This window comes from Micromonospora psammae, from assembly GCF_036902725.1.
In the GTDB taxonomy this organism is placed as follows: Bacteria; Actinomycetota; Actinomycetes; order Mycobacteriales; family Micromonosporaceae; genus Micromonospora.
The window spans coordinates 1-505 of the sequence record NZ_JBAKHM010000070.1; the positions used below are offsets into that span (position 1 = coordinate 1).

Here is a 505-nt window from a genome sequence, read left to right on the forward strand (position 1 = left end):
AATCCACCAATTACCGTTACTCCAAGTCCTTTAGAAATTAAGCCACTACCTTCAAATCCTAATGCAAGCGGGATAAGAGCACCGATTGTTGCAATTGCAGTCATTAAAATTGGACGAAGGCGTGTTGCACCAGCTTCTAATAAAGCTTCACGTGTTGATAGTCCTTCATTTTCCTTATGAATAACGCGGTCGATAAGCACGATTGCGTTTGTTACAACGATACCGATTAACATAAGCGCACCAATCATTGCAGATACACTTAATGTTTCACCAGAGATTAATAAGGCAACAAGAGCCCCAATAATTGTAAATGGTAGCGAGAATAAAATTGCGAATGGTGCTAGGGCACCACCAAATGTAACGACAAGAACGAAGTATACAATGGCAATCGCAGCTAACATCGCTAGGCCAAGTTGCTTGAATGATTCTTGAATATCTTTAGTAACACCGCCCATAGAAACATCTACACCAGAAGGAAGATCCATTTTATCTACTTCTTTTTGTA

Annotated in this window: 1 protein-coding gene; it reads right to left on the bottom strand. The window is 40.0% G+C overall.

Features of this window, described 5'->3' with window-relative positions:
* Window positions 1–505 (bottom strand): efflux RND transporter permease subunit (locus V6U79_RS29720; protein ID WP_334616728.1); only part of this gene is annotated, 505 nt, incomplete at both ends.